This window comes from Streptomyces echinoruber (assembly GCF_014651135.1).
Taxonomy (GTDB): Bacteria; Actinomycetota; Actinomycetes; order Streptomycetales; family Streptomycetaceae; genus Streptomyces; species Streptomyces echinoruber.
On sequence record NZ_BMWH01000029.1, the window covers coordinates 48,073 to 70,979 of the forward strand.

Genomic DNA, 22,907 nt, shown 5'->3' on the forward strand with positions numbered 1-22,907 from the left:
AACCACCGGTCACCGGGGCTTCTTCGCGGATGCGGGAACGGGCGCGTCGGTGCGGATCGTTTTCCACAGGGCGGTCGCCTGTGGCTCGGCGGGCACGACCCGGTTGGGGTCGTGCTTGTCGTACACGACCGGAAGCATGATCATTTCGACGGCCGACGGGTCCACCTCGCTCATGCTGCGACCGAATTCCATCAGCCCGGTCAGGGAAGCGAGACCCGAGTCGGTGGTGAGCGCCGCCGTCAGCGAGTCGGCGATTCTGTACGCCTTGGCGGGGTTTTCCAGCAGCTTCTGCTTCTTGACCTCGTTCAGCAGGGCGAGCACGAACTGCTGCTGGAGTCTGATCCGGCCCAGGTCGCTGCCGTCGCCGATGCCATGCCGGGTGCGTACGAACCGCAAGGATTGGATGCCGTTCAGCCGGTGTGTGCCGGCGGTCAGGTCCAGACCGCTGAAGGAGTCGTGGATGTCCCGGTCGACCGTGACGGTCACTCCGCCCATCGCGTCGACCAGTTCCTTGAATCCGGAGAAGTCGATCTCCACATAGTGGTCGATCCGTACGCGGGACATGTGCTCGACGGTCTTGACCACACAGGCCGGACCGCCCTGGGAATAGACGGAGTTGAACATGACGCGTTGAGCCGGGGCCACTTCGGTGCCGTCCGGCCCGGTGCACCGGGGACGGGTGACCAAGGTGTCGCGCGGAATGCTGACGGCGACGGCCTTCTTGCGATCCTGGGCCACGTGGATCACCAATGCGGTGTCGGAGCGCGCTCCGGAGACGGTGCCCGTCTTCAGCGCGGCGTTGGCGCCGGCTCGCGAGTCGGATCCCAGTACCAGGATGTTCTGCCCTGCGGCGGGCTGTCTGGACGGCCGGTCGTCACCGAGCGCCTTGTCGATCGCGATGCCTTTGATGTTCTTCTCAAGGCTGCTGTACAGCCAGTAACCGGCGCCGCACCCCGCGACCGCCAGGACGAGCAGGCCGTAGACGGCCGCACGGCGCAGGCGTCGGAGCCGGCGTCCTCGGCGCCCGCGGCCGGTTTCTCCGCGGTGAGACGGGGAGACTTCGGTGTCATGTTCCATATCTGCTCGGTTCCTCGGTGCCGGGGTTCGTGCGGCATACGAGCGTCCAGGGCGGCGCTCAAGGGCTGTGGACAGGTCTGTGCGTGCAGGCAGGCGGGTGGCAGGCTCTCGCTGTCCGCCGCCGGGGTCGGCAAAATTCCCCGGCGGCGCCTCTCCGATCCGGCTTCTCCGGCTGGCGCAGGCTCGGTTGCCCCACGGCGCACGGCGCGACGACGGGGCGGAGTACCTCGCTATGACGCCGACGTGGGAACTTCGTAGCGCCGGAGCTGCAACGTCGCGTCCACCGAAGGATCGGCCGTCACGGGACGTGCCGTTCCGTACGGCGGGACTGCGGCCCGGTCGCTCTTGGCGAGCAGCGCGTCCTCCGCCTTGGTGATCTCCGCGCCGTTCTGCCGGGTTCCCCACTCGGTCTTGTTCAGCGTGGCCAGGGAGTACAGCCGGAGCGGCAACAGGAGACCGAGGTTGAGCAAGGCGTACAGCGGGGCACAGGCGAAGGTGAAGACCCGGTCGGCGAACGGTATGTCAATAGCCTTCCGCAGGTAGTGCAGAGACCTGATCCAGGACATGAGACAGATGTAGCCGGTGTATCCAGCCAGGATCTTCCAGCTGGCGGGGTGCACGACGATCATGACCAGCGCGGCGAGCAGGGCGCTGGTGAACGCCACCCATGTGACGAGCTCCAGAAGGTTCAGCCACCAGAAGGTGCGGTGGGCGAACCTCAGGCGGACAGCCAGGAGGATGCCCTCGCGGAAGAACGACTTGCCCCAGCGGATCTGCTGGCGCACGTAGTGGCCGAGCTTCTCGGGGACGTCGGTCCAGCCCACCGCGGCGGGCTGGATGAGGGAACGGCCCTCGATCAGGCAGTAGTAGGTCAGGCGGCGGTCGTCGCCGAAGGTGGCGGGTTTGCCGAGGAAGCGCTGGTTGAGGAAGTCGTCGACATACTTGCGGGCAACCCAGCCGCGGTATGCCGCCAGGGACCCGCACGCGCACAGGACCGAGCCGAGCCTGCTGTACGCGACGCGTTCGCCGAGGAAGGCGTTGACGTAGCGCATGTCGATCAGACGGGTGAGCAGATTCACCGCCCGATTGTGGGCGAGCACGAGTCCCGTCACGCACGTGACCCGGCGGTGGCTGAAGGGACCCAGCAGCTCCTCCACCGCCCACTCGTCCAGGACCGTGTCGGAGTCGATGCACACATAGACGTCGGCGTCGGGAGCGTCCGCGAATCCCGCGGCCAGGCCGTGCCGCTTGCCCCGGTTCTCCGGGAAACGGATCAGGTTGATCGCGATCCCGGCTTCGTGGAACCGCGGCTTCAGAGCCGCGACGACCTGTTCGGCGTCGCGCGTCGTGGAACAGTCGTCCACCACGGTGAGGGAGCCCAGCGGCCGCTTCTGCGCCAGGAGCGACTCCAGGCACCGGCGGAGCATGGCCGGTGATTCGTTGTAGACCGTGATGACGCCGTGCAGCGTCAGCGCGTTCCCTCTGCGGGCGTCGCCGCGGCGCTTCCGCGCACGGCCGCGCCCGGGGCGGGGGATGGACAGCAGGAGTTTGAGCGCGAGGACGCAGCCGACGGCCATCCCGTACGTGGACAGGTGCAGGTTCACGCCCTGTCACCTGCCGAGGCGGCCTCAACGACGCGGCGGATCCCCGCGAGAGGACCCGCCGCGAGGACGGCGCCGGTGACAGCGCGTTCCGCGCCGGCCGTTCGCCGGCCGGCCGGCGAACGGCCGGCCCCTCGGAAGACATGGGCGAACATGCCGGTTCGCGCAATCTGTCCGATTCCAGACATGGTTCCCCCCAGGTCGCGGAAAAGGATGTTCTAACGTGAAGAACTTGTGAGGGACGTGTATATCATGCGGAGTTGTTGAAAGTAGAAAATCATTACGGGTTGATCACAGGGAGACATAGCCCCAGGTAACGGCCTTGTGGGCCTCCGTACGCTTCGGCGAAACCGGTCCACAGGAGACCTGGCCGCAGCCGGCCTCGCGCCGCCCTCGCCGCGCCCCGCGGGGCGACACCCGCCTGCTGACGCAGGATCACATCCGTCCCGACAGTCATGAACGGAGTCCCGTATGCAGGGCACTGCCCGGAGCATCGCCGTCTTCGGTGCCGGTTACATCGGACTGGTCACCGCCGCCTGCTTCGCCCACTTGGGCCACCGGGTCGTCGTCCGCGACATTCAGCCCGAACGCATTCGCCTGCTGAACGCCGGAGACGTGCCCATCTACGAACCGGGCCTGGGTGATCTGCTGGCCGACAACAAGGAGCGTCTGAGCTACACCCTGGACGCCGCGGAGGCGGTCCACGACGCGGAAGTCGCCTACATCTGCGTCGACACTCCGCCCACCGCCTCCGGGGACGCCGACCTCTCCCGCGTCTGGGCCGTCGTCGAGGCTCTCAAGGACGCCGACCACCTCAACGCCGTCGTCGTCAAATCGACCGTGCCGGTCGGCACCGGCGCGCGCATCCGGGCCGCCCTCGACAAGGCCGGCCTCGGGCACGTCGGTTACGCGTCCAACCCGGAGTTCACCGCCGAAGGCCGCGCCGTCACCGACTTCCTCCACCCCGACCGCATCGTCATCGGAACCTCCGACCACGCCACCGCCGCGCTGCTGGCCGAGCTGCACGCCGGCATCGACGGCCCCGTCCAGCACATGGACGTCGCCTCCGCCGAAATGGTCAAGCTCGCCTCCAACGCCCTGCTCGCCACGAAGATCACCTTCATCAACGAGATAGCCACCCTCTGTGAGGCGACCGGCGCCGACGTCACCCGCGTGGCCGACGCCGTCGGCATGGACCACCGTCTCGGCCGCCACTTCCTCAACGCCGGGCTCGGTTACGGCGGGTCCTGTTTCCCCAAGGATTCCCGTGCCCTGCGCGCCATGGCCAGCAACACCGGTTACTCCTTCCAGCTCCTCAACGCCGTCATCGAGGTCAACGACCTCCAGCCCCGCCGCGCCGTCCAGCGCCTGAAGACCGAACTCGGCACCCTCGCCCAGCGGCGCGTGGCCCTGCTCGGCATGACCTTCAAACCCGGCACCGACGACATGCGCGAAGCCCCCAGCACCGTCCTGGCCTGCCGCCTCCTCGCCGAAGGCGCCCTCCTCACCTGCTGGGATCCCATGGCACGCCCGGCCGACGCCGCGCCCTGGAACGCGGTGGAGCGCCGCCCCACCGTCGTCGAAGCCCTCGCCGGCGCAGACGCCGCCATCGTCGTCACCGAATGGCCCCAGCTCCACGACGTGGACTGGGAACAGGCGCGCTCCGCCATGCGCAACCCACTGCTCTTCGACGGGCGCAACATGTTCGATCCTCACGCCCTCGCACGTGCCGGCTACACCTGTATGAGCGTGGGACGCGCCACGGTCCGGCCCCGGTGCTGAACCCGCTGCCGGCCCTTTCCTCCTTCAGCCGGCAGTACCAGGACCGCCGGCCTTCCGGCAGTCTTCGCACCCACGGCAAGCCGTGCGGACCCTCCCCGGGGACAGCATCCACCGCCCGGGCACATGCCCACCGCCGGACGCCGGATCGCCGGCTTGTTCCAGATCGCCGTCGCCCAGCATCCGGCTGACCCGGACCGAAAGCGGGAAAGGACCGAAGGCCGTCCGCCGGCCTTCCGTCGCTTACGCTCATACGCATGACCAGCGACGACACCGCACCGCCCGCCCGCGCCCTGCAGACCTGCGCCGCGCTCACCCCGGACCAGGCCGAGGCCGTGTCCGGGCTGCTCGCCGAGGCCGCCCGTGTGGACGGGCAGCAGGCGGTGTCGGAGCAGGGCAGGCTGGCGCTGCGCGGCGGCGAACGCCCGGGCGTCTCCCACCTGTTGCTCACCGTCGGCGGCGAACTCGTCGGTTACGCCCAGCTCGAGGACACCGACCCGGTGGAGGCGCCGGCCGCCGAGCTGGTCGTCCACCCCGCGCACCGCGGCCACGGCCACGGCCGGGCGCTCGGCACCGCCCTGCTGAACGCCTCGGGCCGGCGGCTGCGGGTGTGGGCGCACGGCGGGCACCCGGCCGCCCGGCACCTCGCCCAGGTGCTCGGCCTCATCCTCTTCCGCGAACTGCGGCAGATGCGGCGGTCGTTGGACGACTTCGACGCGCCCGAACCGCAGCTTCCGCCCGGCGTGACCGTCCGCACCTTCGTGCCCGGGCAGGACGACGCGGCCTGGCTCGCCGTCAACGCCGAGGCCTTCGCGCACCACCCCGAGCAGGGCTCCCTCACCCAGCGCGACCTCGACGACCGCAAGGCCGAGCCGTGGTTCGACCCCCGGGGCTTCTTCCTCGCCGAACGCGACGGTGAACTGGCCGGCTTCCACTGGACCAAGGTCCACGCCGAGGAGCAGCTCGGCGAGGTGTACGTCGTCGGGGTGCGCCCCGGCGCCCAGGGCGGCGGCCTCGGCCGGGCCCTCACCACCATCGGCCTGCGCCACCTCAAAGCGCAGGGGCTGCCCACGGCGATGCTGTACGTCGACGCCGACAACAAGGCGGCGGTGTCGGTGTACGAGCGGCTGGGGTTCCGGACGTACGAGACGGACCTGATGTACCGGACGGAGACCTGACCGCCGGCTCCTGGTCTGGGTGCCCCGGGGCCCCCGGGCTCCCCGGGGCATCCGGGCTCCCCGCGGGGTCTCGGCCTCCGGGCGTCCCAGACCCCCGGGCGCCTCAGCCCCCTGGGCGCCTCAGGTCCCCCGCGGCGGAGACGCCCCTCCCCAGGCGGGACGGGCGCCGAGCAGGACGGCCGCCGCCTTACGGTGGCGGGTCCGCCGGTGATCACGGCCTGCGGGCGCGTTCCGTGCGTTCCGCGCGCTCCCGTGCTCACGCCGGCGGCTCCGCACGGCCGGAAACGGCTCCTGCGCGCCGTCGCCACCGGTGTCCGTGCCGTGCGCCGCCCGCGCGGGCGGGTGTGGTGCGCCACGGCGCACGCCGCCGGTACGGCTCCCCGCGGGCGCGCCGGCCCCGCGCCGCCGCGACGGCCCGCGACGGCCCGCGTCAGCCCTCGTCGCTCCCGGTCCCGCCCGCGCCTTTCCACCGGACGAGCCGGCCCTCGCCGCTCCCGCCCAGTCCGGGGACCGGTCCCCCACGGTCCTAGAACCGGTCCCGCACGGTCCGGGGAGAGGACGAAGACCTCACACGACGTCAACGGAGAGAACACGACCCGTCACTCTGTGCGACACCCCGAAGTCCCCGCGAGCCGTCCCCGGATATCCCGCACGTCATGTCCCCGTAACCGCTGATTCAGACTGCCTTGCGAGGCTCGGCCAATGACGCCGCCGTGCCAGAGCCTTCACCCCCTCCCGAGGGGGCCGCGGGGAACGGGGACGCCCGCAGGATCGCCGCGCTCCCGCATCCCCGCTCCAACGCGCCTGACACGCTCCCCGCGCGGAAGAATGGGTTCATGAGCCAGCAGAACGCCCCGGCAGAGTCCCACCCGTCTCCCCGTACCGCCCGCAGGGGAGACCCTTCGGGTCGCGGCGCTGCTTCGCACGCCACCCCCCTCCAGGACGGCCGCTCCCTCCAGGACGGCCGCCCCCGTCCGGACGCCCAGCCGTCCGTGGGCTCCCTCGCCGCCCACCGGTCCCACACGGTCGCGGAGTCGGATCCGGGCACGGGTCTGGCCCCGGACCTCGACGCCGGCCTCGACACCTACGAGGAGGCCCGGCCCGAGGAGGTGGAGCTCCCGCAGGGCCGTTTCCTCGACCGGGAGCGCAGCTGGCTGCAGTTCAACGAGCGCGTCCTGGAGCTGGCCGAGGACCCCGCCACCCCGCTGCTGGAACGCGCCAACTTCCTCGCGATCTTCGCCAGCAACCTGGACGAGTTCTTCATGGTCCGCGTCGCCGGCCTGAAGCGCCGTATCGCCACCGGCGTGGCCACCCGCTCCGCGTCCGGCCTGCAGCCGCGCGAGGTGCTGGAGATGATCTGGGCCCGCTCGCGCGAGCTGATGGCCCGGCACGCGGCCGCCTTCCAGGAGGACGTCGCGCCCGCCCTCGCCGAGGAGGGCATCCACATCGTCCGCTGGCAGGAGCTGGACGACAAGGAGCAGGCCCGCCTGGGCACCCTGTTCCGCAACCAGATCTTCCCGGTGCTGACCCCGCTGGCGGTCGACCCGGCGCACCCCTTCCCCTACATCTCCGGCCTCTCCCTCAACCTCGCGGTCGTCGTGCGCAACCCCGTCACCGGGCACCGCCACTTCGCCCGCGTCAAGGTGCCGCCGCTGCTCTCCCGCTTCCTGGAGAGCTCCCCGGGCCGCTACGTCCCCATCGAGGACGTCATCGCCGCCTACCTGGAGGAGCTGTTCCCGGGCATGGAGGTGCTGGAGCACCACACCTTCCGCCTCACCCGCAACGAGGACCTGGAGGTGGAGGAGGACGACGCCGAGAACCTGCTGCAGGCCCTGGAGAAGGAGCTCATGCGGCGCCGTTTCGGCCCGCCGGTGCGCCTGGAGGTGGAGGAGTCCATCGACCGGGAGGTGCTCGACCTCCTGGTGCGCGAGCTGAAGATCAGCGAGGCCGAGGTCTACCCGCTGCCCGGCCCGCTCGACCTGACCGGCCTGTTCCGCATCGCCGCCCTGGACCGGCCCGAGCTGAAGTACCCGAAGTTCGTCGCCGGCACCCACCGCGACCTGGCGGAGGTCGAGTCGGCCTCCCCGCCGGACATCTTCGCCGCGCTGCGCAGCCGCGACGTGCTGCTGCACCACCCCTACGACTCCTTCTCCACCTCGGTGCAGGCGTTCCTGGAGCAGGCGGCGGCCGACCCGGACGTGCTGGCCATCAAGCAGACCCTGTACCGCACCTCGGGCGACTCCCCCATAGTCGACGCGCTCATCGACGCCGCCGAGGCCGGCAAGCAGGTCCTGGTCCTGGTGGAGATCAAGGCCCGCTTCGACGAACACGCCAACATCAAGTGGGCGCGCAAGCTGGAGGAGGCCGGCTGCCACGTGGTCTACGGCCTGGTCGGCCTGAAGACCCACTGCAAGCTGTCGCTGGTGGTCCGCCAGGAGGGCGACACCCTGCGCCGCTACAGCCACGTCGGCACCGGCAACTACAACCCCAAGACGGCCCGCCTCTACGAGGACCTCGGCCTGCTCACGGCCGACCCGCAGGTCGGCGCCGACCTCTCCGACCTGTTCAACCGGCTGTCCGGCTACTCGCGCCGCGAGACCTACCGGCGCCTGCTGGTGGCCCCCAAGTCCCTGCGCGACGGCTTGATCTCCCGCGTCCACCGCGAGATCAAGCACCACCGCGCCGGACGCCCCGCCTCCGTCCGCATCAAGGTCAACTCCATCGTCGACGAGGCGCTCATCGACTCCCTCTACCGCGCGTCCCAGGCGGGCGTGCCGGTGGACGTGTGGGTGCGCGGCATCTGCGCGCTGCGCCCGGGTGTCGCGGGCCTGTCGGAGAACATACGGGTCCGCTCCGTTCTCGGCCGCTTCCTGGAACACTCCCGGATCTTCGCCTTCGGCAACGGCGGCGAGCCGGAGGTGTGGATCGGCAGCGCCGACATGATGCACCGCAACCTCGACCGCCGGGTCGAGACGCTGGTCCGCATCGCGGACCCGGCCCACCGCTCGGCCCTCAACCGGCTCCTGGAGACCGGCATGTCCGACACCACCGCCTCCTGGCACCTCGGCCCGGACGGCGAGTGGAGCCGGCACGCGACCGACGCGGACGGCCAACCCCTGCGCAACATCCAGGAGATGCTCATAGACGCCCGGAGGCGCCGGCGTGGCACAGCAACACCTTGACCCGACGGACCCGGCCGCCGGGCCGTCCCCCAGGCTCTCGGCCTCTCCCCCGTTCGAGCGGGGAGATCCCCGGGAGCGGAGGGACCCCCGTGAGCGGAAGGACCCCCGTGGGCAGGTGGGCGCCCCCACCGCCGACGCCCTCGCGGACTATCTGCGGGCCCAGGCCACGGAGTTCCTCCGCGCGCTGCGCCTGCACCGGGAGAGCGGGGGCGGGGCCGGCCACGGCACCCGGGAGTCCGTCGAAGCGGCGCGCGCCCTGCGCCGCTCCGCCCGCCGTATCAGCGGCAGCCTGCACACCTTCCGCGCCGTCCTGGACCCCGACTGGTCCGATGAGGTGCGTCCCGAACTGGCGTGGGTGTCGGGCACGTTGGCGCTGGAGCACGCCTACGCGGCCCGTCTGGAGCGGCTGCTGGCGGCGCTGCACCGGCTGTCGGGCGCGGCCACGCCCGGGCAGGCGCGGGGCGTCGGCGCGGGCGGTCGTATCGCCGGGACAATGCGTGTCTCCCCGATAACGGAGCAGCCGGTCGCGGGCGTTCGGGACCGAGCGGGGGCGGCGGCCGCGGCGGCCTCCGGCGGCACCGGCCCGGGCGTCCCCGCCGCGGCGCCCCCGGACCGCGGCCACCTCACCGTGGGCGCGGCGAAGGCGGGCGCGCTGCTCGAACGCCGGCTCACCCTCGCCCGTACCCGGGCCCATTCCACGGCCCTGCAGGCGCTGGGCTCCAGCCGCTTCCACGCGGTCGCCGACAAGGTCGCCGTCCTGGCCAGCGAGGTCCCGCTGGCCCGCGCCGCGGCCGGCGCCGACCTGCGTCCGCTCGCCGCGGCGGCCGAGGAACGGCTCACGGCCGCGGTGGCCGCGCTGCCGCTGGTGACGGCGGGCAGCCCGTACAACGCGGCGGCGCTGCTGCACGGCCTGTCCGCGGACCCGAGCCCGCACCCGCAGGACGCCCCCTGGCACCAGGTCCGCCTGCTGCTGCGCCTGCACCGCTACGCCCGCGAGGTGCTGCTCGGCGACGAGGCGTCCGCCGACCCGCGCCTGCTGGCCGCCGGCCAGGCCCTCGACCGGCACCGCGACGCCGCCGAGGCGGCCGCGGCGGCGGCCCAGGCGGCGCGCACCCCCCGGATCGCCCCGGCGACGGCGTACGCCCTCGGCGTGCTCCACGCCGACCAGCGGCACGAGGTGGAGGCGGCCAGGTTCGCCTTCCAGCAGTCGTGGCAGAAGGAGGCCGTCGGCACCCCCTGACCCGGCCGGCCCCCGCCGGCCGGGCGTCCCCCGCCCCGAGGAGGCGTGAACACCGGTGACCCGCCCTGAGGACCCTGAAGACCCCAAGGCCCCCTCGGCTTCCGAGGACTCCGCCACCGTCCAGGCGGCCGGCTGCGTCCTGTGGCGCCGTTCCCCGGTGGACGGCGGACTCGAACTGTGCCTCGTCCACCGGCCCAAGTACGACGACTGGTCCTGGCCCAAGGGCAAGGTGAAGCGCGGCGAGGACCCGCTCGCGGGCGCCCTGCGCGAGGTCGAGGAGGAGACGGGCTGCACCGCCTCCCCCGGCGCGGAGCTGCGCACGATGCGATACGTGGCCAACGGCCGCCCCAAGCAGGTGCGTTACTGGGCGGCCGAGGCCGTCTCGGGCCGCTTCGTCCCGAACGAGGAGGTGGACCGCGTCCTGTGGCTGCCGCCGGCCGCGGCCCGCGACCGCCTCACCCAGCCCCGCGACCGGCTCCTGGTGGACGACCTGCTGGCGGTCCTCAAGGCCACCTGACCACCGGACCGTCCGACCGCCCGACCGCCTGCTCCCCCCAACCACCAGGCCCCCGAACCGCCGGCCCCCGCCCGACCGGCACCGGCGGGCCGTCCCGGGGCTTTTCAGCCACCGTCCGCCGCGTGCTCCTCGGCGTCCGCCCGCGCCGCGCTGCGCGCGCGGCGGGCCGGGCCGCGCCAGCCGCAGGCGCACCGGGCCACACAGAAACGGCCCTGCTCGACGGTGGTCGTGCGGTGCTCCCCGTCCGTGTCGTCGTCCGTGTCGTCGTCCCTGTCGTCTTGGACCGGACCGAGTTCGCTGTACTGCGCCACGCGGGCACGGTAACCGAGCAAGGTGAACGGCCCGTTCGCGCCACGGACGCCGGCCGCGGGGGCCGCCGGCCGCGTGACGGGTCCCCCCTACCCGTCGTTAACCGGAACGACAGGGTGCCCGTGACGGACGTACCGGCTGGGGGTTGGACGGCGATGGCGCAGCGGCACTGGCACAACGGCGGGGCGGTTCTCGCCGCCGGGCTCATGGTCGGCGTCTGCGCCGGTGCCGCCGGCTGCTCCGGCAGCCCCGCCGCCGCCGAGAACCCGCACGGCGCCGGTGACGCGGTCCGCACCCTGCGCCGGGCCGCCGGCGCGCTGGACGCGGCGGGCACCTCCCGGGCCCGTACGGCGATGGAGATGGCCACCGGCGGCACCCGCGTCACCATCCGCGGCGAGGGCGTCTACGACTTCCGCGCCCGGCGGGGACGGCTGACCGTGCGCCTGCCGCAGGACCCGACGGGGGCGAGCGAGCACCGCCCGATCACCGAGCTCCTCACCCCCGGCGCCCTCTACATGAAGAACCGGGGCGCCGGCGTCCCCGCCGACAAGTGGGTCCGCATCCAGGCGGCCGCCCTCTCCGACGGCAACCTGGTCACCGGCGGCGCCACCGACCCGTACGCCGCCGCCGAGGTGCTGCGCGGCACGCGCACCGCCACGTACCTGGGCACCAGCGTCCTGGCCGGTACCCCGGTGCGGCACTACCGCGGCACCGCCGACCTCGCCCTGGCCGCCCGCGCCGCCTCCCCGGGCAACGCCCCCGCCCTGCGCGCGGCGGCGCGCGGGTTCGCCACGGCCGAGGTGCCGTTCGACGTCTACCTCGACGAACAGGGCCGCATCCGCAAGCTCCGGCACCGCTTCAGCTTCGTCAACGGGCAGCGCAAGGCCATCGTCGCGGTCGCCTCCACCACGCTCCTGTACGACTTCGGCGCCCCCGCCGCCGTACGCCTGCCCCGCCCGCACGACATCTACGCGGGCCACATCGCCGAGAACGACGGCGAGGGCGGGGGCGAGGGCGGCGACGAGGAGCCCGGGACCGCCCGGGACGAGAACCGGCCATCGAACTAGTCCGTGGAACTAGCCCGTACGTGCCATGCGCGGCGCCGAGGCCGCTCCCTACCCTAGGAGGGACCCTAGGAGGGGTTGACGGCGGAAAAGAGGTGATGCGCGTGGCTCCGGTCGGCGGTACGGCGGTTCAGGACCACGTGGCCCTCGCCGAGATAGAGCTGTGCGGGGACCTCATCATCGCCGCCTCGGCCGCCCGCGGGGAGCGGCTGAGCCTGGAGAGCATAGACCGGGTGCTGAGGGTCGCCGAGGAGCGTGAACATCCACGCCCCGCCCCCGCCCCCCGCACGGGCGACGCCCCGCGGCCGGGGCGCTGAACCACCGCCCGTACCGGCCGCCGCACCGCCCCGCACGTGCACTTTCTCACGTGCGTTTCGCCACACACGCTTCGCCACGTGCGCTTTCTCACGTGCGCAGCAGCCGCCCGATGGCCTTCGTCGCCTCCTCCACCTTCGCGTCGATCTCGCTGCCGCCCTTCAGGGCCGCGTCGGCGACGCAGTGCCGCAGGTGCTCCTCCAGCAGTTGCAGCGCGAAGGACTGCAGCGCCTTGGTCGAGGCGGAGACCTGGGTGAGTATGTCGATGCAGTAGACGTCCTCGTCGACCATCCGCTGCAGGCCGCGGATCTGTCCCTCGATCCGGCGCAGCCGCTTGAGGTGCTCGTCCTTGTGCTGGTGGTAGCCGTACGTGGCGTGCGCGGAGTGCTCGGGGGCGTGCGCGGTGCTCCCGGCGGGCGCCGCGCCGTCGGCGTCGGTGGTCGTCATCGCGGCCTTCCTCTCAGCCATCTCGGTCTCACCCGGCCTCTGCGCAGGTGCCGGGCAGCCTCTTCCACGGGCAGCTCCGCGGGCAAGCCCCCGGGTCTCTCCGTCGGGCCTCTTCCCTGGACCTCTGGGCCTCTCCCCTGGCGGCCCCGGAATCCATACCCCTCCTGGGTATATGGTAGCCGCTTTCGCCGGGTACAGGGCACTACGCATGCCCCGTGCCGAGCATCCTGTCCGATGGGCGACACTGGGGAGGGCCCATAGCCGTGGCCGAATGATGCGCCTAGCATCAGCCTGACCGAAAACCGAAGGACCTCGAGGACCCCACGTGCGCTTTCGTCTGACCCCCAGGGAGACGAGCTTCTACGACATGTTCGCCGCCTCCGCGGACAACATCGTCACCGGCTCGAAACTCCTGATGGAACTGCTCGGAGCGGACAGCTCCGCCCGAGCCGAGATCGCAGAGCGTATGCGGGCCGCGGAACACGCAGGTGACGACGCCACGCACGCGATCTTCCACCAGCTGAACTCCTCGTTCATCACGCCGTTCGACCGCGAGGACATCTACGCCCTCGCCGGCTCCCTCGACGACATCATGGACTTCATGGAGGAGGCCGTCGACCTGGTCGTCCTCTACAACATCGAGGAACTGCCCAAGGGTGTCGAGCAGCAGATCGAGGTCCTGGCGCGCGCGGCCGAACTCACCGCCGAGGCCATGCCGAACCTGCGCACCATGGAGAACCTGACCGAGTACTGGATCGAGGTCAACCGCCTCGAGAACCAGGCCGACCAGATCCACCGCAAGCTCCTGGCCCACCTCTTCAACGGCAAGTACGACGCCATCGAGGTGCTCAAACTCAAGCAGATCGTGGACGTGCTGGAGGAGGCGGCGGACGCGTTCGAGCACGTGGCGAACACGGTGGAGACCATCGCCGTCAAGGAGTCCTGACCCGTCCATGGACACCTTCGCCCTGGTCGTGACCATCGCGGTCGCGCTCTTCTTCACCTACACCAACGGCTTCCACGACTCCGCCAACGCGATCGCGACCTCGGTGTCGACACGTGCGCTCACGCCACGGGCCGCCCTGCTGATGGCGGCGGTCATGAACCTGGCGGGCGCCTTCCTCGGCTCCGGCGTGGCGAAAACCGTCAGCGAGGGCCTGATCCAGACGCCCGAAGGCTCGACGGGCATGGGCATCCTCTTCGCCGCGCTGGTGGGCGCGATCACGTGGAACCTGATCACGTGGTACTTCGGCCTGCCGTCCTCCTCCTCCCACGCCCTGTTCGGCGGCATGGTGGGCGCGGCGCTCGCCGGCGGCACGGCGGTGCACTGGAACGGCGTGCTGGACAAGATCATCATTCCGATGTTCCTGTCCCCCGTCGTCGGCCTGATCGCCGGCTACCTGGTCATGACGGCGATCATGTGGATCTTCCGCCGGGCCAACCCCCACAAGGCCAAGCGCGGCTTCCGCATAGCCCAGACCGTCTCTGCCGCGGGCATGGCCCTGGGCCACGGCCTGCAGGACGCCCAGAAGACGATGGGCGTCGTGGTCCTGGCCCTGGTCATCGCCGGCCACGAGAACTTCGGCGACCCCATCCCGGTCTGGGTCAAGATCATCTGCGCCGTGATGCTGTCCTTCGGCACCTACGCCGGCGGCTGGCGCATCATGCGCACCCTCGGCCGCAAGATCATCGAACTCGACCCGCCCCAGGGCTTCGCCGCGGAGACGACCGGCGCGTCGATCATGTTCGTCACCGCGTTCCTCTTCAAGGCCCCCATCTCCACCACCCACGTCATCACCTCCGCCATCATGGGCGTCGGCGCGACCAAGCGCGTCAACGCCGTCCGCTGGGGCGTCGCCAAGAACATCGTCCTGGGCTGGTTCATCACCATGCCGGCCGCCGCGGTGGTCGCTGCGCTGGCTTTCGGAGTGGTGAAACTGGCGGTGCTGTAGGGCGAACGCCCGCGAGCCCGCCGTGATGGCGGGGGCAAGGCCTCCCGCCGGGGTCCGGGGCGCGGCGCCCGCCGGGGCTGCGGGGAACCCCGCCCGGGGGTGCACCCAGCCGGGTGCGGGAGCGCACACCCTCAGCCGGGTGCGGGAGCGCACACCCTCAGCCGGGTGCGGGAGCGCACACACTCCGCCGGGTGCAGGGGCGCACACACTCCGCCGGGTCCCGGAACACAACCCCGCCGGAGTCCGATCCCCAGCTCCCGCCGGCCGCAAGGGGCGCAGTCCCCGGCCGAGACCCGGGGCGGAGCGCCCCGCTGGGACCCGGGGCGCAGCCCCCGCCCGGGGTCCGGGGCAGAGCCCCGTGGCGGGGCCTTCTGTCCGACCGAAACGGGCGGGTGGGAAACCCCCGGGGGCGCAGCCCCCGCCCGGGATCCGGGGCGGAGCCCCGTGGCGGGGCCTTCTGTCCGACCGAAACGGGTGGGCGGGCGGGAAACCTCCCGGGGGCGCAGGGGCGCAGCCCCCGCCCGGTATCCGGGACGCAACCCCCGGCCGGGCCCCGGGACGGAGCGCCCCGCCGGGGTCCGGGGCAGAGCCCCGTGGCGGGGCATGTGCCCCACCGAGACGGGCGGGCGGGTGGGCAAAAAACACGGACGGGCCCGCCCCCGAACCCCAGGGGCGGGCCCTTCCCGGCCTCGCGGTGGCACCGCCATGCAGCACCGCGAGGAGTCACCACCGAGCACCGACACCGGCACCGGCACCGGCACCGGCACCGAGTCAAGTCGGGTCGGGTCGGGTCGGGCCGGGTCGACGCCCCGGCTCAGCCGAACCGGCCGGAGATGTAGTCCTCGGTCGCCTGCACCGACGGGTTGGAGAAGATCCGCTCGGTGTCGTCGATCTCGACGAGCCGTCCCGGCTGCCCCACTCCGGCGAGGTTGAAGAACGCCGTCCGGTCGGACACGCGCGCGGCCTGCTGCATGTTGTGCGTCACGATGACGATCGTGAAGCGCTCCTTCAGTTCTCCGATGAGGTCCTCGATCGCCAGCGTGGAGATCGGGTCGAGCGCCGAGCACGGCTCGTCCATCAGCAGGACCTTCGGCTCGACGGCGATCGCCCGCGCGATGCACAGCCGCTGCTGCTGACCGCCGGAGAGGCCGGCGCCGGGCTTGTTCAGCCGGTCCTTGACCTCGTTCCACAGGTTCGCGCCCCGCAGCGACTTCTCCACGACGTCCTGCAGTTCGCTCTTCTTGTGCATGCCGTTCAGCCGCAGCCCGGCCGCCACATTGTCGAAGATCGACATCGTGGGGAAGGGGTTGGGCCGCTGGAACACCATGCCGATCTCGCGGCGTACGGACACCGGGTCGACCCCGGCGCCGTAGAGGTCCTCGTCGTCGAGCAGGACCTTGCCCTCGACCCGCCCGCCGGGCGTGACCTCGTGCATGCGGTTGAGGGTGCGCAGGAACGTCGACTTGCCGCATCCGGACGGCCCGATGAACGCCGTCACCGTCCGCGGCTCGATCGTCATCGAGATGTCCTCGATCGCCTTGTGGGAGCCGTAGTAGGCGGTGAGTCCGCTGACGTCGATTCGCTTGGCCATGTTCGCTACTTCACTTCCAGAGTCTTCGGTCGCTTCGGTGGCCGCCGTCAGCGACCGGTCTTCGGGGCCTTCCAGCGGGCGATGCCGCGGGCCGCCAGGTTGAGGATCATCACGAAGGCGATCAGGGTGAGGGAGGCCGCCCACGCGCGGTTGAACGCGTGGGGCGAACCGGCGCTCTGCGAGTACTGCTGGTAGATGTACAGCGGCAGCGACGCCTGTGCGCCCTCGAACGGGTTGTTGTTGATGAACGGGTTGCCGAAGACGAGCAGCAGGACCGGCGCGGTCTCGCCGGCGATACGGGCGACCGCCAGCATGATGCCGGTGGTGATGCCGCCGATCGAGGTCGGCAGGACCACCTTGAGGATGGTGCGCCACTTCGGCACGCCCAGGGCGAGGGAGGCCTCGCGCAGCTCGTTCGGGACGAGCTTGAGCATCTCCTCCGTGGAGCGGACGACCACCGGCATCATCAGGATGGCCAGGGCCAGCGAGCCGGCGAAGCCGAAGGGCTGCAGGTCGAGCATGAGCATGATGCTGAGGATGAACAGGCCCGCGACGATCGACGGGATGCCGGTCATCACGTCGACGAAGAAGGTGACGGACTTGGCGAGCCGGCCGCGCCCGTACTCCACCAGGTAGATCGCGGTGAGTACGCCGATGGGCGCGCCGATCAGGGTGGCGAGGCCGATCTGCTCCAGGCTGCCGATGATGGCGTGGTAGATGCCGCCGCCCGGTTCGCTGTCGGCGACGACGCCCATGGAGTGGGTCAGGAAGTAGAGGTCCAGGACCTTCACGCCGCGCCGCACGGTCGACCACACCAGGGAGGCCAGCGGCACGACCGCGAGCAGGAAGGCGACCCACACCAGGGAGGTCGCGACGCGGTCCTTGGCCTGGCGGCGGCCCTCCACGCGGGCGGCGATGCCGTAGGTGCCCACGACGTGGAGGAGCGCGGCGATCAGGGCCCACTGGATCTTGCTGTGCAGGCCGGCGGCGGCGCTGATGCCGAGGCCGAGGGCGATCGAGACGGCCGCGATGGCCAGGGGGGCCCACTTGGGCAGGCGGGCGCCCCGCAGGGAGCCGGCGTGCTTGCCGGTGACGACTGCCGCGGTGCTCATGCGTGGGCCCCCGAGTACTCCTTGCGGCGGGCGATGATGGCCCGGGCCGCGCCGTTGACCAGCAGGGTGATGACGAACAGGACCAGGCCGGAGGCGATGAGCGCGTCGCGGCCGAACTCGGTGGCCTCGCTGAACTTGCTGGCGATGTTCTGGGCGAAGGTGCCGCCGCCCGAGTTGAGCAGGCTGGCGTGGAGGTCGAAGTCCGGGGAGAGCACGGTGGCCACGGCCATGGTCTCGCCGAGCGCGCGGCCGAGGCCGAGCATGGAGGCGGAGATCACGCCGGAGCGGCCGAAGGGCAGGACGGCCATGCGGACGACCTCCCAGCGTGTGGCGCCGAGGGCCAGGGCCGCCTCCTCGTGCGTCCGCGGGACCTGGCGGAAGACCTCGCGGCTGACGTTGGTGATGATCGGCAGGATCATGATCGCCAGCAGGACGCCGACGGTGAGCATCGAGCGCGGGGGGCCCTGGTCCCAGGAGAAGACGCCGGTCCAGCCGAGGTAGTCGTCGAGCCAGCCGAACAGGCCGTTCATGTGCGGTACGAGGATCAGCGCGCCCCACAGGCCGTAGACGATGGACGGCACGGCGGCGAGCAGGTCGATGACGTACGCGATGGGGCCGCTGAGGCGGCGCGGGGCGTAGTGGGTGAGGAACAGCGCGATGGCGACCGCGATCGGGACCGCGATGACCATGGCGATGATCGAGGAGACGACCGTGCCGAAGGCCAGGACGGCGATGCCGAACTTCGGCGGCACCAGGCCGGTGTTCCACTCGAAGGCGGTCAGGAAGTTGGCGTCGTCCTTGCTGAGGGCGAGGGCGGCGCGGTAGGTGAGGAAGACCGCGATCGCGGCCATGATCACCAGCAGCAGGATGCCCGAGCCGCGGGAGAGGCCGAGGAAAATGCGGTCTCCGGGGCGGGTGGCGCCGCGTGCGGCGCGCTTCTGCTCGGCCGGGGACGGCCGGAGGGTGCGGGGAGGTGCGTCGGCTGTCTGGGTGGGTGTGTCCATCGGGTCCATCGGGTCCATCGGGGTTCTCCGGTCTGCAAAAGCCCGCGCGGCAGGCGGGGCTTCAGGCGGCGGTGCACCGGACGGTGCGGTCCGGCCCCGGTGCGGCGCCCGTTCGGGTGCCCGCGGTCCGGGGCCGGATCGCACCTGAGGTCAGCTCAGGGTCTCGATGGTGCTGCGGACCTTGCTGATGATCGCGTCGGGGATCGGCGCGTAGTCGTTCTGCTCGAGGATCTTCTGGCCGTCCTCGCCGGCGATGTAGCGCAGGAAGGCCTTGGTGGCGGCGAGGGTGGCGGGCTTGTTGCCCTTGTCGCAGACGATCTCGTAGGTGACCAGGACGATCGGGTAGGCGTTGTCGGCCTTGGTCTTGTAGTTGAGCTGCAGCGACAGGTCCTTGCCGGTGCCGACGACCTTGGCGTCCGCGATGGCCTTGGAGGCGTTGGCGACGGTCGCCTTGACCGGGGAGGCGGCGCCGGTGTCGATGTCGACGGTCTTGATGCCGTCCTTGGCGTAGGACAGCTCGAAGTAGCCGATGGCGCCGGAGGTCTGCTTGACCTGCTGGGCCACGCCGGAGGACTGCGGGGCGGACTGGCCGCCCTTGGCCTGCCAGGCCTTGCCGCCGGAGTACGGCCAGTTCTCGGGGGTGGCGGCCTTGAGGTACTTGGTGAAGTTGTCCGTGGTGCCGGACTCGTCGGAGCGGTGGAAGGCCTGGATCTTCAGGTTGGGAAGCTTCGCGTTCGGGTTCAGCTTCTTGATGGCGCCGTCGTTCCAGTTGGTGATCTTGCTGTCGAAGATCTTGGCGAGGGTCGGCGCGTCCAGGACGAGGTGGTCGACGCCCGGGACGTTGTAGCCGACCGCGATCGGGCCGCCGACCATCGGCAGGTCGATGCCCTGGCCGCCGCTGCACACCTTCTTGGAGGCGGTGACCTCCTCGGGCTTCAGCGCGGAGTCGGAACCGGCGAAGGCGACCTGGCCCTGGGTGAACGCGGTGACGCCGGCGCCGGAGCCGCCGCCCTTGTAGTTGATCTGCACGCCGCAGGCGGCGGAGAACTGCTTCACCCAGGCGTCGATGGCGTTCTTCTGCGCGGAAGAGCCGTCGGCCAGCAGCTGGCCCTTGGCGTTGTCGCACTTGATGGAGCTGGCGTTGGCCGTGGAGTTGCCGCTGCCGCCGTCCTTGCCACCCGTGTCGTCGGAGCCGCACGCCGAGAGCGCCAGGGCGCCACAGACCGCGACAGCACCGAGCGAAAGGGTGCGAAGCCGGTTCTTGCGCTGAAGCTTCACTTTTCGGAGGTTCCTTCCAGGAGCCGCCGCCCCGTCGTCGGCGGCGTGCGAAGTCGTGTGCGAGTCCTGTGAGACTGCTCTCTCAGGCTGCGGGTGCGGGCTGATGCGAGAGCGCGTCGCAGGGCCGCACTCCGCACCGGTACGGCCGAAATTAGGCAGAACAGGTGAAGCGGCCGAAGGTCGTAAGTAAACGGAGAGTGAACCCCTGGCGTCAGTGCGGTGAGATCACGGAATGCTCACGGGGAGAGCACGCGAAGGTTCCGACCTGCAGGTTACGGGCGGTGGACGCCGCGGCGGCGAAGGCGCCGATCCCCTCGGCGCCGCCCCGGCCGCCCGGCCGTCCCCGGGCCGCCGGGTCCCTTGATCGACACCCTGGCCGTAACCCCGGCCGTCACCCTGATCGTCACCCCGGCCGCCGGCCCGCGCACCCCATGCCCGAACCGTGCCCGAACCGTGCCCGCCCCCGTGGAACCCACCGGGTACGGAAACCCGTCTGGCTCCACGACGGCAGGCGGAAGGCGGGAGTCATCCATGGAACGGCGGACGGTCATCGCGAGCGGCGCGGCCGCGCTCGCGGCCACGGCGGTCGGCGCGTGCGGCGCCGGTACGGGCGGCGGCACGGCGGCCGCCCGGACGGCACGGACACGGGACACGGCCGCGACGGTCCGTACGGCGGCCACGGCCCGCACGGGGCCGGCGGGCACCCGCGCCACGGCGGCCGCCCCCGACTGGCCGGCCCTCGCCCGCGACCTGGACGGCACCCTGGTCCGCCCCGGCGACGCCGCCTGGAGCACCGCCCGCCGCCTCTACAACACCCGCTTCGACTCCCTCACGCCCGCCGCGGTGGCGTACGTCGCGCACGCCGACGACATCCGCACCGCCCTGGCGTACGCCCGCGCCCACGGCCTGCGCGTCGCCGTCCGCAACGGCGGCCACTCCTACGCGGGCTACTCCTCCGGCAACGGCCGGCTCATCCTCGACGTGTCGCGCCTGGACCGGATCCGCGCCGGCGGCGGCCAGGCGGTGATCGGCGCCGGCGCCAAGCTGATCGACGTCTACCGCGCGCTCACCGCGAAGGGCGCGACCATCCCCGCCGGTTCCTGCCCCACGGTCGGCATATCCGGCCTCACCCTCGGCGGCGGCCACGGCGTGGTCTCCCGCGCCTACGGCCTGACCTGCGACAGCCTCACCCGGGCCACACTGGTCACGGCGGACGGCCGGCAGCTGACGGTGGACGCGCGGCACGAGCCGGACCTCTTCTGGGCGCTGCGCGGCGCCGGCAACGGCAACTTCGGCGTCGTCACCGAGCTCCACTTCCGCACCCACCCCGCCCCGCAGGCCGTCTCCGCGCACCTGACCTGGCCCTGGGCGAAGGCGGCGGCGGTGCTGCGGGCCTGGCAGGAGTGGGGCCCCGCCCAGCCCGACGAGATCTGGTCCGCGCTGCACCTGTCCTGCTCCCCCGGCCACACCCCGACGGTCTCCGTGGCGGCCTTCTCCCTGGGCACGTACGGCGAACTGCAGAACGCCGTCGACCGCCTCGCCGACCGCGCCGGCGCCCCCGCGAGCGGCGTCTCGCTGCGGCGCCACTCCTACGAGGGCGCGATGGAGGCCTACGCCGGCTGCTCCTCCTTCCCCACCGACGCCCAGTGCCACCTGCCCGGCTCCACCCCGGGCCGCTCCCCGCAGGGCGCCCTGCGCCGCGAGACGTACGCCGCCGTCTCCGACTTCTACGACCGCTCCCTCCCGGCGGCCGGCATCCAGCAGCTGCTGTCCCGCGTCCGCGCCGTGCGGGGCGGCTCCGGCACCGTCCAGCTCACGGCGCTGGGCGGCGCGGTGAACCGCGTCTCCCCCACGGCCACGGCCTTCGTCCACCGCCGTTCCCGGATGCTGGCGCAGTACCTGGTCTCCTGGCCGGCGGGCACGGCGGGCGACACGGCCCGCGCCTGGCTCGCCTCGGCCCACGCGGCGATGCGGCCGTACGCCTCCGGCGCGGCCTACCAGAACTACACCGACCCCGGCCTGCGGAACTGGCGCACGGCGTACTACGGGGACGCGGCGACCCGGCTGGCGAAGCTGAAGCACCGGTACGACCCGGAGCGTTTCTTCGACTTCCCGCAGGCGCTGTAGACCGCGGTGCCTCCGCGGGCGCCGCGGGCGCCGCGGGCGCCGCGGACCGGCGTGGACCGGCGCGGACCGGCGCGGACCGGCGCGCCCCGCGTGCAGAACGCGGGGCGCAAGGGTTCACGCCACCGAATCGCGCTCCCCGCGCCCGCCCACGGACCTCACACCACCGAATCAAGCGGCTTTCGGCGCCCGCCCACGGACCTCACACCACCGAATCAAGCACTCTCCGCGCCCGCCCGCGGGCCTCACGCCGCCAGATCGCGCTCCCCGCGCCCGCCCGCGGCCTCGGAGATCACCGCGTCCGCGGCGCCCACCGGCTCCCGCCTCCTGCTGCGCACGAGCCATCCCGTCCGGGGCGAGCGCTCCACCGCCCGCAGCACGGGCGTGAGCACCGCCACCGCGGCCGGCGACAGCAGCAGCACGACCGCCGTCCCGAGCGCGAATCCGCCGACCACGTCGGTCGGGTAGTGCACCCCCATGTACACCCGGCAGAAGCCCTCGGCCAGGGCGAGCCCGATCCCGGCGAGGCCGAACCTGCGGTGCGCGACGAACAGCCCGACGCCCAGCGCCATGGTGATCGTCGCGTGGTCGCTCACGAACGAGTAGTCGGTCTTGCCGGATACGAGGACGTCGAGCCCCCGGTGCTCCAGGAACGGCCGCGGCCGCTCCACGAACCCCCGTATCGGCACGTTGACCAGCACCGCGAGCGCGGCGGCCAGCGGTGCCCACACCAGCGCGGCCATGGTCGGCACCGTGTCCTCGGCCGCCCGCCGCCGTACGGACCACCAGCACCCCAGCACCAGCAGCACCATCGCGACGAGCAGCCCGTACTCGCCGATGTACGACACCACCCGGTCGAACCAGTGCGGCGCCTGTTTGGCCAGGCCGTTGACGTCGTAGAGCAGGTTGACGTCGGGGTTGGACCCGGATTCGGCGAGTGGCGCCGATGCGGCGAGTACAGCCATGGTGCTGCGGCCCCTTCGTCGTGTGTCTCCGGGCGCACCCTGTGTGCGCCGCTCCTGCCCACCCCCGTGGTTGTAGATCCGCGTCCGCTGTCGGCGCGACGAGCTGGCCGTGCCCCGTTCGACGTCCGTCCGGCTACGTCAACAGGAACGCACGGCTTCGTTTGATACGTTC

Annotated in this window: 18 protein-coding genes and 1 pseudogene; 10 read left to right on the forward strand and 9 right to left on the reverse strand. The window is 72.0% G+C overall.

Going from position 1 to position 22,907, the window contains the following annotated elements:
* Position 1: 1 nt before the first annotated feature.
* Both IE225_RS27020 and IE225_RS27025 read right to left on the reverse strand, forming a co-directional pair.
* Positions 2-1,077: pseudogene (locus IE225_RS27020) on the reverse strand (LCP family protein); the annotation flags it as partial.
* A gap of 230 nt (positions 1,078-1,307) precedes the next feature.
* Positions 1,308-2,681: a glycosyltransferase gene (locus IE225_RS27025; RefSeq protein ID WP_190060238.1), complete on the reverse strand. Its 1,374-nt coding sequence runs from the start codon at positions 2,679-2,681 to the stop codon at positions 1,308-1,310.
* Between the two features lie 468 nt (positions 2,682-3,149).
* On the opposite strand from IE225_RS27025, the gene IE225_RS27030 reads away from it, so the two are divergent.
* The 5 genes from IE225_RS27030 to IE225_RS27050 all read left to right on the forward strand — a co-directional run bounded on the left by IE225_RS27030 (position 3,150) and on the right by IE225_RS27050 (position 10,574).
* Entirely contained in the window at positions 3,150-4,460 is a 1,311-nt protein-coding gene (locus IE225_RS27030; RefSeq protein ID WP_190060239.1) for a UDP-glucose dehydrogenase family protein, read from the forward strand.
* Positions 4,461-4,714: 254 nt separating this feature from the next.
* Positions 4,715-5,635 (forward strand): mycothiol synthase, encoded by a 921-nt coding sequence (mshD, locus tag IE225_RS27035; protein ID WP_190060240.1) that lies wholly within the window; start codon positions 4,715-4,717, stop codon positions 5,633-5,635.
* An 836-nt stretch (positions 5,636-6,471) separates the two neighbouring features.
* Positions 6,472-8,817: an RNA degradosome polyphosphate kinase gene (locus tag IE225_RS27040; RefSeq protein WP_229880102.1), complete on the forward strand. Its 2,346-nt coding sequence runs from the start codon at positions 6,472-6,474 to the stop codon at positions 8,815-8,817.
* The gene (locus IE225_RS27045; RefSeq protein WP_373303280.1) at positions 8,798-10,057 is read left to right on the forward strand and encodes a CHAD domain-containing protein; all 1,260 of its coding nucleotides are present in this window, start codon (positions 8,798-8,800) and stop codon (positions 10,055-10,057) included. Before IE225_RS27040 ends, IE225_RS27045 begins: the two co-directional genes overlap by 20 nt.
* A gap of 55 nt (positions 10,058-10,112) precedes the next feature.
* Positions 10,113-10,574, forward strand: a complete 462-nt coding sequence (locus IE225_RS27050; protein WP_190060242.1) for an NUDIX hydrolase — start codon at positions 10,113-10,115, stop codon at positions 10,572-10,574.
* 104 nt (positions 10,575-10,678) lie between these two features.
* On the opposite strand, the gene IE225_RS27055 is transcribed toward IE225_RS27050, so the two are convergent.
* Positions 10,679-10,885: a hypothetical protein gene (locus IE225_RS27055; protein WP_190060243.1), complete on the reverse strand. Its 207-nt coding sequence runs from the start codon at positions 10,883-10,885 to the stop codon at positions 10,679-10,681.
* 153 nt (positions 10,886-11,038) lie between these two features.
* Here IE225_RS27055 and IE225_RS27060 point away from each other — a divergent pair, with 153 nt between their 5' ends.
* Positions 11,039-11,950: an SCO4651 family lipoprotein gene (locus tag IE225_RS27060; protein ID WP_190060272.1), complete on the forward strand. Its 912-nt coding sequence runs from the start codon at positions 11,039-11,041 to the stop codon at positions 11,948-11,950.
* A gap of 95 nt (positions 11,951-12,045) precedes the next feature.
* Complete coding sequence (locus tag IE225_RS27065) at positions 12,046-12,264, forward strand: hypothetical protein (protein ID WP_190060244.1); 219 nt, start codon at positions 12,046-12,048, stop codon at positions 12,262-12,264.
* A gap of 88 nt (positions 12,265-12,352) precedes the next feature.
* Here the strand turns inward: IE225_RS27065 and IE225_RS27070 are convergent, their stop codons facing one another.
* Positions 12,353-12,709, reverse strand: a complete 357-nt coding sequence (locus IE225_RS27070) for a metal-sensitive transcriptional regulator (protein WP_190060245.1) — start codon at positions 12,707-12,709, stop codon at positions 12,353-12,355.
* A gap of 325 nt (positions 12,710-13,034) precedes the next feature.
* Here IE225_RS27070 and IE225_RS27075 point away from each other — a divergent pair, with 325 nt between their 5' ends.
* The gene (locus tag IE225_RS27075) at positions 13,035-13,655 is read left to right on the forward strand and encodes a DUF47 domain-containing protein (RefSeq protein WP_190060246.1); all 621 of its coding nucleotides are present in this window, start codon (positions 13,035-13,037) and stop codon (positions 13,653-13,655) included.
* Between the two features lie 7 nt (positions 13,656-13,662).
* Positions 13,663-14,661: an inorganic phosphate transporter gene (locus tag IE225_RS27080; protein WP_190060247.1), complete on the forward strand. Its 999-nt coding sequence runs from the start codon at positions 13,663-13,665 to the stop codon at positions 14,659-14,661.
* A gap of 814 nt (positions 14,662-15,475) precedes the next feature.
* On the opposite strand, the gene pstB is transcribed toward IE225_RS27080, so the two are convergent.
* The 4 genes from pstB to pstS all read right to left on the reverse strand — a co-directional run bounded on the left by pstB (position 15,476) and on the right by pstS (position 19,646).
* A complete protein-coding gene (gene pstB, locus IE225_RS27085; RefSeq protein WP_190060248.1) occupies positions 15,476-16,252 on the reverse strand; it encodes a phosphate ABC transporter ATP-binding protein PstB in 777 nt (258 codons plus the stop codon).
* A gap of 47 nt (positions 16,253-16,299) precedes the next feature.
* Positions 16,300-17,364 (reverse strand): phosphate ABC transporter permease PstA, encoded by a 1,065-nt coding sequence (pstA, locus tag IE225_RS27090; RefSeq protein WP_190060249.1) that lies wholly within the window; start codon positions 17,362-17,364, stop codon positions 16,300-16,302.
* Positions 17,361-18,368, reverse strand: a complete 1,008-nt coding sequence (gene pstC / locus IE225_RS27095) for a phosphate ABC transporter permease subunit PstC (protein ID WP_190060250.1) — start codon at positions 18,366-18,368, stop codon at positions 17,361-17,363. Before pstC ends, pstA begins: the two co-directional genes overlap by 4 nt.
* 150 nt (positions 18,369-18,518) lie before the next feature.
* Positions 18,519-19,646 carry a phosphate ABC transporter substrate-binding protein PstS gene (gene pstS, locus IE225_RS27100; RefSeq protein WP_190060251.1) on the reverse strand — a complete coding sequence of 376 codons (1,128 nt, stop codon included), beginning with the start codon at positions 19,644-19,646 and terminating at the stop codon, positions 18,519-18,521.
* Positions 19,647-20,177: 531 nt separating this feature from the next.
* Between pstS and IE225_RS27105 the strand changes: the two genes are divergently transcribed.
* Entirely contained in the window at positions 20,178-21,773 is a 1,596-nt protein-coding gene (locus IE225_RS27105; protein ID WP_190060252.1) for an FAD-binding oxidoreductase, read from the forward strand.
* Between the two features lie 242 nt (positions 21,774-22,015).
* On the opposite strand, the gene IE225_RS27110 is transcribed toward IE225_RS27105, so the two are convergent.
* Positions 22,016-22,735, reverse strand: a complete 720-nt coding sequence (locus tag IE225_RS27110; RefSeq protein ID WP_190060253.1) for a phosphatase PAP2 family protein — start codon at positions 22,733-22,735, stop codon at positions 22,016-22,018.
* Positions 22,736-22,907: the final 172 nt, after the last annotated feature.

Excerpts from the sequence above, each read along its gene's own strand:
- IE225_RS27030 (WP_190060239.1), top strand. The coding sequence starts at position 3,150 with ATGCAGGGCACTGCCCGGAGCATCGCCGTCTTCGGTGCCGGTTACATC.
- mshD (WP_190060240.1), top strand. The coding sequence starts at position 4,715 with ATGACCAGCGACGACACCGCACCGCCCGCCCGCGCCCTGCAGACCTGC.
- IE225_RS27040 (WP_229880102.1), top strand. The coding sequence starts at position 6,472 with ATGAGCCAGCAGAACGCCCCGGCAGAGTCCCACCCGTCTCCCCGTACC.
- IE225_RS27060 (WP_190060272.1), top strand. The coding sequence starts at position 11,039 with ATGGCGCAGCGGCACTGGCACAACGGCGGGGCGGTTCTCGCCGCCGGG.
- IE225_RS27065 (WP_190060244.1), top strand. The coding sequence starts at position 12,046 with ATGCGCGTGGCTCCGGTCGGCGGTACGGCGGTTCAGGACCACGTGGCC.
- IE225_RS27070 (WP_190060245.1), bottom strand. The coding sequence starts at position 12,709 with ATGACGACCACCGACGCCGACGGCGCGGCGCCCGCCGGGAGCACCGCG.
- IE225_RS27080 (WP_190060247.1), top strand. The coding sequence starts at position 13,663 with ATGGACACCTTCGCCCTGGTCGTGACCATCGCGGTCGCGCTCTTCTTC.
- pstB (WP_190060248.1), bottom strand. The coding sequence starts at position 16,252 with ATGGCCAAGCGAATCGACGTCAGCGGACTCACCGCCTACTACGGCTCC.
- pstA (WP_190060249.1), bottom strand. The coding sequence starts at position 17,364 with ATGAGCACCGCGGCAGTCGTCACCGGCAAGCACGCCGGCTCCCTGCGG.
- pstC (WP_190060250.1), bottom strand. The coding sequence starts at position 18,368 with ATGGACACACCCACCCAGACAGCCGACGCACCTCCCCGCACCCTCCGG.
- IE225_RS27105 (WP_190060252.1), top strand. The coding sequence starts at position 20,178 with ATGGAACGGCGGACGGTCATCGCGAGCGGCGCGGCCGCGCTCGCGGCC.
- IE225_RS27110 (WP_190060253.1), bottom strand. The coding sequence starts at position 22,735 with ATGGCTGTACTCGCCGCATCGGCGCCACTCGCCGAATCCGGGTCCAAC.